At 56.7% G+C, this 231-nt stretch carries 1 rRNA gene; it reads left to right on the forward strand.

The window, feature by feature from the left end:
• Positions 1-207: ribosomal RNA gene (locus H6A32_RS16100) — 16S ribosomal RNA — on the forward strand; the annotation flags it as partial.
• Between the last annotated feature and the right edge of the window lie 24 nt (positions 208-231).

Genomic DNA, 231 nt, shown 5'->3' on the forward strand with positions numbered 1-231 from the left:
TGGAATCGCTAGTAATCGCGGATCAGCATGCCGCGGTGAATACGTTCCCGGGTCTTGTACACACCGCCCGTCACACCATGGGAGTCAGTAACGCCCGAAGCCAGTGACCCAACCATCAGGAGGGAGCTGTCGAAGGCGGGACGGATAACTGGGGTGAAGTCGTAACAAGGTAGCCGTATCGGAAGGTGCGGCTGGATCACCTCCTTTCTAAGGGAAGAAGTAAGGGACGTT

It is taken from the genome of Drancourtella massiliensis (genome assembly GCF_016900655.1).
Taxonomy (GTDB): domain Bacteria; phylum Bacillota; class Clostridia; order Lachnospirales; family Lachnospiraceae; genus Sellimonas; species Sellimonas catena.